The 8,758-nt window shown below is 67.2% G+C and carries 5 protein-coding genes; 3 read left to right on the top strand and 2 right to left on the bottom strand.

What is annotated here, in order from left to right:
• The 3 genes from BEN49_RS27680 to BEN49_RS07105 all read left to right on the top strand — a co-directional run.
• Positions 1 to 230: hypothetical protein (locus tag BEN49_RS27680; RefSeq protein ID WP_204376071.1), on the top strand; the 230-nt coding region annotated here is incomplete at its 5' end.
• Between the two features lie 224 nt (positions 231 to 454).
• Positions 455 to 2,764, top strand: coding sequence for a patatin-like phospholipase family protein (locus BEN49_RS07110; RefSeq protein WP_158022778.1), 2,310 nt, complete (start codon positions 455 to 457; stop codon positions 2,762 to 2,764).
• 77 nt (positions 2,765 to 2,841) lie between these two features.
• Positions 2,842 to 5,265: a glycoside hydrolase family 2 TIM barrel-domain containing protein gene (locus BEN49_RS07105; RefSeq protein WP_070742358.1), complete on the top strand. Its 2,424-nt coding sequence runs from the start codon at positions 2,842 to 2,844 to the stop codon at positions 5,263 to 5,265.
• A gap of 200 nt (positions 5,266 to 5,465) precedes the next feature.
• Here BEN49_RS07105 and BEN49_RS07100 read toward each other — a convergent pair whose 3' ends face one another.
• Entirely contained in the window at positions 5,466 to 6,194 is a 729-nt protein-coding gene (locus BEN49_RS07100; RefSeq protein WP_158022777.1) for an alpha/beta fold hydrolase, read from the bottom strand.
• Positions 6,195 to 6,384: 190 nt separating this feature from the next.
• The coding region (locus tag BEN49_RS07095; protein ID WP_070742356.1) for a 4-alpha-glucanotransferase at positions 6,385 to 8,758 on the bottom strand (2,374 nt) is incomplete at its 5' end.

The following is an 8,758-nucleotide window of genomic DNA, read 5'->3' as shown; positions in this document are numbered from 1 at the left end:
GGCCCCACTATCGGCGTGGCCAACGCGCTGGCCGTGCCCCCTGGGGCCCCCACCTGGCCCCACCTCACCGCCGCCTGGTACCAGCCGACCCGCTGGCCCCCGGCACCGGCCTGGGCCTGTGGATTGCCGGCCGCCTGGCCCAAGGGCTGGGCGTGCGCCTGGGCTTTGCTGAAACCGGGACGCAGCTGTGCGCCACCGTGGCCTGGCCCGCGCCGGGCCCCGCGGCGTAGCCCAGCCGGGCGGCTCGGCTACGCGGGGCCCGTAGTGGCGGCGGCTTCGTAAATCTGGCCAGCAAGGCTGGGAGCGGGGCTTCCGGGCTTGTTGACTTTCTGAGCGAGGCACGGGATTATGCCAAACGTCAACGCAGGGCCCCGGGGCCCCGGGCGCATTCGGGGCGGTGTCGTACTTTCGGCGCAGAGTGGGCGAACCGGCTGCTATGCTATTGAATTATTTTATGATTAAAAAATTATTATGCGCTGGCTTGGTGGCCGGCGCGCTGGGCTGGGCGGGCCCGGCCCAAGCCCAGCGGGTGGGGCTGGTGCTGAGCGGCGGCGGCGCCAAGGGCCTAGCCCACGTGGGCGTGCTCAAGGAGCTGGAGAAGAACCACATCCCCATCGACTACATCGTGGGCACGAGCATGGGGGCCGTGGTGGGGGCCATGTACGCCTCGGGCTACTCGCCGGCCGACATTGAGCAGATTGTGCTGAGCGAGGAATTCCAGAAATGGACGTCGGGCAAATCCCTGGAGAGCAAGACGTTCAACTACGTTACGAGCGAGCCTTCACCCTCGGCCCTGCGCCTGGGCGTAGCCGTGGACTCGACGCTGCACGCGCGGGTGAGCTCGAACCTGGTGAACGATTTGAACCTGAACCTGGCCCTGGCCAAGCTCATGGCCCCGTCGGGGGCCGAGGCAGGCTACGACTTCGACAAGCTGTTCGTACCGTTTCGGTGCATGACGTCGGAGGTGTTTACGCGCCAGGAAGTGGTGCAGCGCAAGGGCTCGCTGAGCGACGCGGTGCGCAACTCGATGACGTTTCCGCTGGCGTTCCGGCCCATCCGCAACCTCGATGGGAAATATTATTATGACGGGGCGGTATTCGACAACTTCCCCACGTCGGCCATGAAAACGGAGTTTGCGCCCGACGTCATCATCGGGGTGAACGTGGGCGACGTGGCCTTCAAAAAGTACCCGTTTAAGAAAGACGACGAGCTGCTGGCCACCACGGTGCTGTTCCTGGGCACGAGCGTGGCCGACACGTCGAGCGTGGGCAAGAACGGCATCTACATCCAGCCCCGCCTGGGGGCCCTGGGCGTGGGCGACTTCGACCAGGTGAAGGCCTTTATTGCCGAGGGCGACACGGCCACGCAGCTGAAGATGGACCTCATCAAGCAGCGCATCAGCCGCCGCCAGGACTTGCCGGCGCTGCTGGCGCGGCGGCTGGCGTTTCAGGAGGGTGTGCCCGCGCCGCGCTTTTTGGAGGTGCAGGTGCGCGGCCTCAAGCCGAACCAGAACGCGTACGTGGCTAAGTTTTTCCAGCGCAAAGGCCGCGAGTTTGGCCTCGACGAGATTGAGGAGGGCTACTACCGGCTGGCGTCGGACGACTACTTCAAGAACATTTACCCGCGCATCCGCTACGATACGGCGCGCAAGGGCTACATTTTCAGCCTCGACGCGCAGCGCAACAACAACGTGACGGCGGAGGTGGGCTTCGTGCTGAGCACCCGGCCCATCGACAATTTTTTCCTGGGCCTGGAGTACCGGGCGCTGGGCCGGCTGCTCTACACCACGGCGGCCGACGTGAGCCTGGGGCGCTTTTACAACGGGGCCCACGGCTCGTTCCGCATCAGCGTGCCGGGCAAAGTACCATTCTACGTGGAGCCGGGCATCACCTACAACCAGTGGGACTACCAGAGCACGGGCGGCCTGCTGGGGCGCAACGCGCTGGGCACCCAAATCCGGCAGCAGGACACGAAGGCGGGCTTCCAGGTGGGCGTGACGCCGACCTACCGCAGCCGGCTGCTGCTCGACGCGGGCCTGTTCTCGACGCACGACGACTACACGAACCGCACGGACGTCAGCAGCAGCGACGTGCTCGACAAAACCATCTTCCACGGCTTCACGGGGGCCCTGCGCCTGGACCGCAACACCCTGAATGAGAAGCAGTACGCCACCAGCGGCCACCGCTACTCGTACACGCTGCGCGGCGTCACGGGGTCGTCGGCCTACACGCCGGGCTCCACGTCGGTGTTGGCGGCCAACGAGCGCCACCACCAGTGGCTGCAATTCCGGGCCACGGTGGAACGCTACTTTGCCCTGCCCGGCGACCGCCACACCTGGGGCTATTTCGGCGAGCTGGTGGCCTCGGGCCAGGGCTCGTTCAGCAATTTCCGGGCCTCGCAGGCCATCGCGCCGGTGTTTGCGCCGCTGCCCGACGCCCGCACGCTGTTCTTGGACAAGTACCGCAGCGGGCGCTACGCGGCCGTGGGCGTGCGCTACAGCCAGGCTGTGCTGGGCAGCTTGCAGTGGCGCTCCGAGCTGTACGTGCACGTTAACTTCCAGCCCTTCGAGCAGGCCAATGACCAGACGGCCCTGCGCACCAGTGGCTTCGAGCGGCCGCGGCTGACGGCCAGCACGGGCTTCCTTTTCATGACGCCCGTGGGGCCCCTGGCCCTGCACGCCCGCTACTACGACGACCCCAACGAGCACTTCGGCGTGTACGCCCACCTGGGCTACCTGCTCTTCCGCGGCCGGGCCCTGGAGTAGGGGCGGCGGGCCGAGAGCCCAGGAGTTGCTTATTTTGGCCGGCGCACGCGCCGGGGCCCCGGCGCCGCGCCGCCCTTATGAAGCACCTCCTTCGCTACCTACTGAGCTTGACGGGTTTGCTACTGCTGGCCCCGGCCGCACGCGCCCAAAGCGCGCCCGGCACCACGGCCTTGTTCGACGCCGGCTGGCGCTTCCACCGCGGCGGGGCCCAGGGGGCCGAACGGCCGGGCTTCGACGATGCGGCGTGGCGGGCCGTGGACTTGCCCCACGACTGGAGCATCGAGGACCTGCCGGGCACCGCGTCGCCGTTTCGGGCCGACGCCATCAGCCAGGTCAGCGGCGGCTTCACCACCGGCGGCACTGGCTGGTACCGCAAAACGTTTGCGGTGCCCGCCGCCCAAAAAGGGCAGCGGGTGCAGGTGCAGTTCGACGGCGTGTACATGAACGCCGAGGTGTGGCTGAACGGCCAGTCGTTGGGCACGCACCCCTACGGCTACACCAGTTTTTGGTATGACGTGACGGACAAGGTGGCGTTTGGGGGCCCCAACGTGCTGGCGGTGCAAGTCCAAAACGAGGGCGCCAACAGCCGTTGGTACTCGGGCTCAGGCATTTACCGGCACGTGTGGCTGCGCACGCTGGCGCCGGTGCACGTGGCACCGTGGGGCACCTACCTCACCACGCCCACCGCCACGGCCGCCGCGGCCCAGGTGCGCGCCCAAACCGCCGTAGCGAACGAGGGGCCCCAGGCCGCCGCCCTGACCCTGGTGACGCGCCTGCGCAACGCCCGCGGCCAGGAAGTGGCCCGCACCGAAACCACGCAGACTGTAGCCGCCGGCGCCACGGCTACCTTCGACCAAACCCTGGCCCTGAAGAAGCCCGCGCTGTGGTCGGTGGACCAGCCCAATCTTTACACGGCCGTGTCCGAGGTGCACCAGGGGCCCCAACTGACTGACCGCCAAGAAACTTCCTTCGGCGTGCGCACCATTGCGTTCGACGCCGCGCGCGGCTTCCAGCTGAACGGGCAGCCGCTGAAGCTGAAGGGCGGCTGCTTCCACCACGACAACGGGCCCCTGGGCGCCCGGGCCTACGACCGCGCCGAGGAGCGCAAGATTGAGCTGCTGAAAGCCAGCGGCTACAACGCCATCCGCTGCACCCACAACCCGCCCAGCCCGGCCCTGCTCGCCGCCTGCGACCGGCTGGGCATGCTCGTCATCGACGAGGCCTTCGACATGTGGCGGGTGGGCAAAAACCCCTTCGACTACCACCTGTACTTCGATCAGTGGTGGCAAGCCGACGTGGCCAGCATGGTGCAGCGCGACCGCAACCACCCGTCCATCATCCTGTGGAGCCTGGGCAACGAAATCCCCGAGCGCGGGGCCCCCGCGGGCATGGCCACGGCCCGGCAGCTGGGCGACTACGTGCGCGGCCTCGACCTCACCCGGCCCGTGACGGCGGCCGTGAACGGCCTGAATCCCGACAAGGACCCCTACTTCGCGGCGCTCGACGTGAGCGGCTACAACTACGCGGCCGGCGGCGACCACCACCAAGCCGACATCTACGCCCAGGACCACGCCCGCGTGCCCAACCGGGTGATGTACGGCTCGGAATCGTACGCACTGGAGGCGTTCGGCAGCTGGATGGCCGCCGTGGACCACCCCTACGTGCTCGGCGACTTCGTGTGGACGGCCATCGACTACATCGGGGAATCGAGCATCGGCTGGCTCGGCTACTGGCAGTACCAGAATTTTTACCCTTGGAACCTGGCCTACTGCGGCGACATCGACGTGTGCGGCTGGAAGCGGCCGCAGTCGTACTACCGCGACGCGCTGTGGCAGCCGAACCAGGTGTCGGTGTTCGTGCACCCGCCCGCGCCTTCCTTCCCCACCAACCCCGACAAGCAGGAATGGAGCAAGTGGGAGTGGGACGACGTGCTGGCCGACTGGACTTGGCCGGGCCAGGAAGCCAAGCCCCTCACGGTGGACGTGTATTCGTCGTGCGAGCGGGTGGAACTGCTGCTGAACGGCCAGTCGCTGGGCAGCCGGCCCACCACCCGCGCCACCCAGTTCCGGGCCACGTGGCAGGTGCCCTACCAGGCCGGCGTGCTGAAAGCCGTGGGCTACACCGGCCGCCAGCAAGTGCGCGCCGCCGAGCTGCACACCGCCGCCGCGCCCGCCCAACTACGCCTCACCGCCGACCGCCGCACCCTCCAGGCCAACGGCCAGGACTTGAGCTACGTCACCGTGGAAGTAGCTGACGCCCAAGGCGTGCGCCACCCCAAGGCCATTACCCCGCTGAAGTTCGAGCTGACTGGCGCCGGCACCATCGTCGGGGTGGGCAACGCCAACCCTACCAGCACCGAGAGCTACCAGGGGCCCCAGCGCAACGCCTGGCAAGGCCGCTGCCTGGTCATCGTAAAGTCCAGCCCGCAAGCCGGCGTCATTACCCTGCGCGCCACTGCCGGGGCCCTACCTGCCGCCACGGTAGCCCTCACTACCCGCTAAAAATCTATCCAATAGGTGGTTGTCATTCCGACGCAGGAGGAATCTGAAAACTGTCCTTGCCTGATTTTACCCAGATTCCTCCTGCGTCGGAATGACAATCTTTCTACCTATTCGGATAACCTCTGAAGCAAAGCTGGCGCTCGATGCCCCAGCCTTGCTTTAGCAACTTCAATTTTTGCGGCGCGGGGCCCCAGGCGGCGCTAGCCCGCAATGGCGGCGGCCACGGCGGCCGGGGCCTCGTAGGGCAGCAGGTGGCCGGCCCCGGGCACTTCCGTGAGTTGGGTGCCGGGGGGCAGTAGCGGCAGGGTTTGCTGGCGCTGGGCGGCGGCGGGAATGGCCCGGTCGTCGGCGCCCACCAGCAGGTGGCAGGGCACGGCGATTTCGCCCATCAGGGCGGTGAGGTCCTCCAGCGAGCCACCGAGCAGCCAGGCGTCCCAGGCCACATGGTCGCTGCGGAGGTTGTCGGCCACTATTTGCTGGTGCACGGCGGCGGGCAGGGCGGCCTCGGTGATGGTGTGGAAGGTCTTTTCGGCCTCCACCGGCTTGCCGTAGGCGGCAAGCGAGGCAGCGCGGTTGTCGTCGGAAATCGGCTCGGGGCTGGGCGGCGAGGGCGAGAGCAGCACCAACCGGCGCAGGCCGGCGGGCCGGGTGGCGGCCAGCGCCAGGGCCACCTTGCCGCCCAGGCTGTGGCCCACCAGCACGTAGTCGGTTAGCTTTTGCTCAGCTATGAAAGTTGCTACCCAATCGGCGTAGGCCCCCACTGAGTAGTCGAACCCCATAGGGGCCCCCTGCGCACCGAACCCGGGCAGGTCGGGGGCGAGCAGAGTAGTGCCCGCGGGCAGCAGCGGGCGCAGGGCGTTGAATTCATGACCGGCACCGGCCCAGTAGTGCAGGGCCAGAACGGCGGCGGGAGTGGTGGAATCAGGCATGTCCCCCATACGGCAAATGTCCCCGCTGGGATGAGCCCTATCCCGCTACCCGGGGCCCCAAACCCACAAAGGCCCTTCCCCCGGATTGGGGGGAGGGCCTTGCGTAGGGCCCCGGCGGGCTGGCCACGACGGGGTGGAAGCCCGCGCCGTGGCCGGCCCCCCCCCCCGCTTTGCAACTTGGAGCGAACGCCTAACCGCGCCCGCTGCCTTGCACCAAGGCCCGCAACGGCTCGTTGAAGCCAACGGCATCTACCAGCTCTTCGAGGGGCAGGTGGAGGCGATACTTCCAGAAGTGGGCGGGGTTGCCGGGCACGTTGATTTGCTCGGCGGCGGGGTCGGCGCGGCGCAGGTGGTTATCCATGCCCAGGTAGTCTTGCAAGGGCAGGATGGCCCACATGGCCGGCGAGTGCAGGTGCTGCACCACGATTTCGCGCACTACCCAGGGCTCGCAGTAGAACGGGGCTACCTCGCGCCAGTGGCCCAGCAGCGTTTCGAAGTAGCGCTGGGTGGCCACGCGGTTTTCCTGCCACCAGCCGCGCAAAGTGCTCATGTCGTGGCTACTGGTCGTAACGACGCTCAGGTAGGGGGCGTCGTTGGGGTGGCTGAATTCGAGGCCGGGCGTGGCGGGCATCCGCTGGATGTTCAGGCCCAGGATGCCGAGCTGCTTCATCACGCCGGGCACCGAGGCCGGCACCATGCCCAAGTCTTCGCCGCAGATGAGCAGGTCGGTGGCGTAGCGCACGGCCGGCAGCTTGGCCAGGCCCTGCTGGCGCCAAAATTCCTCGTGGCGGTGGAAGAAAAAGTCCACGTAAATGTCGTCGTAGAGCCGGCGGCGGGCCTCGTCGCCGTCCAGCTCGCGGAACGACCAGGTTTTGTTGAGCGTGATGCGCGGGTGGTAGAAATCGGCGGTGGCGGCGGGCACGAACAGCACCTCGTTCACGAGCTGGTACAGGCCTTTTTCCAGCCAAGCGAAGTAGTCGGTGAGCTCCGTTAAAAGCGAAGCGTTAAAAGTTGAAGGTTCAGCACCAGCTCTCAACTCCTCACTTTTAACTTTTAACTTTTCGGCCACGTAGGCTTCCAGCTCGCGCTGGGTGCCCAGGCCGGCCTTGAAGCGGTAGGTGCCGTAGCCGGCATCGTCGAGGTATTCCTCGAACACGCTCTGCGCCTGCTGGCCGAAGATGGCCTCCAGCACGTGCCAGCGGATGTAGGGCGCGCAAAGGCGGCCGTGGTCGAACCAGCCCAAGCGCTGCTCAATCTCGTGGCGGTGCAGGGGCAGCGCGGGCGAAAAATGCCCCAGCAGGCCCTCCACCGAGTGGGCGGGCATCTCCCAGATGCGGAAGAAGCCCAGGATGTGGTCGATGCGCAGGGCATCGAAGTAGCGGCCCAGGTGGCTGAGGCGCTGCTGCCACCAGGCGTAGCCGTCTTCGGCCATGCGCGGCCAGTTGTAGGTGGGGAAGCGCCAGTTCTGGCCGGTGGTCGAAAAATCGTCGGGCGGGGCCCCGGCCTGCTGGTCCATATGAAACAGCTCGGGCTGCGTCCAGGCCTCCACCGAGTGGCGGTAGATACCGATGGGCAAGTCGCCCTTGAGCACTACGCCCTTGGTGCGGGCGTAGGCTACGGCTTCGCGCAGCTGCTTATCGAGGTGGAATTGCAGGAAGAAGAACAGGCCGAAGTCGTTGTAGTCGGCCGCGGTTTCGGCGGTGAGGGCCCCCAGGTCGGGCGGGGTGCGGAACCCGGCCGGCCACTGGGTGAAGTCGGCGGTGCCAAACCGGTCGCGCAGGGCCGAGAAGGCGGCGTAGGGCACCAGCCAGGGCCCCTGCTCGGCCAGGAACTGCCGGTAGTCGGCGTCGGCCAGGAAAGCTTTTTTCTCCTGCTTATATAGGAGGCGAAGGAATTTCCACTTGGCGGCCATCACCGGCTCGTAGTCCACGAAGTCTTTGGCGTTCAGCTCCTGCTTGAGGCGGGCCAGCTCGGCGGCGTCCTTCTTGCTTTTCAACTGCGCAATGCCTTCGAGGTGAAGGAATTGCGGATGCAGTGCGTACACCGAAATGGCGGCGTAGGGGTACGAGTCGACCCAGGTATGGGTGGCCACCGTGTCGTTGATAGGCAGCACCTGCACCAGCTGCAAGCCGGTGAGCACGGCCCAGTCGGTCAGCAGCTTCAGGTCGATGAACTCGCCCACGCCCAGGCCACTTTCGCTGCGCATGGCAAACACGGGCAGCGCCACGCCAGCCCCGCGCCAGGCGCTGGCCTGCTGGTAGTCCTCATCATTAAACACGCGCACGGCGGCCGCGTCGCCGCTGGCCGGAATCACGCGGTTCTCGCCGCCCTCCATGTCGAGGGCCTGGCCGGCGGCGGCATCCCACAGGGCGTACTTATAGAGGCAGTCTTCGCCAGGGTTTTGCAGCTGCACGGTGGCGGCCCAGGTGGGGTAGTCGGCATCCGAAAGCACCAGGCCCCGGCGGTTGTCCCAGGCCCCCAGGGCTGGGTCGGAGCCCAGCACGCACAGGCCCAGGTGCGGGGCCACGCGCGGGTTGGCGAGGCGCAGCACCACGCTGCCGGCC

Origin of the sequence: Hymenobacter coccineus (genome assembly GCF_001816125.1) — a bacterium.
In the GTDB taxonomy this organism is placed as follows: Bacteria; Bacteroidota; Bacteroidia; order Cytophagales; family Hymenobacteraceae; genus Hymenobacter; species Hymenobacter coccineus.
This window is presented reverse-complemented; position numbering and strand designations above follow the sequence as displayed.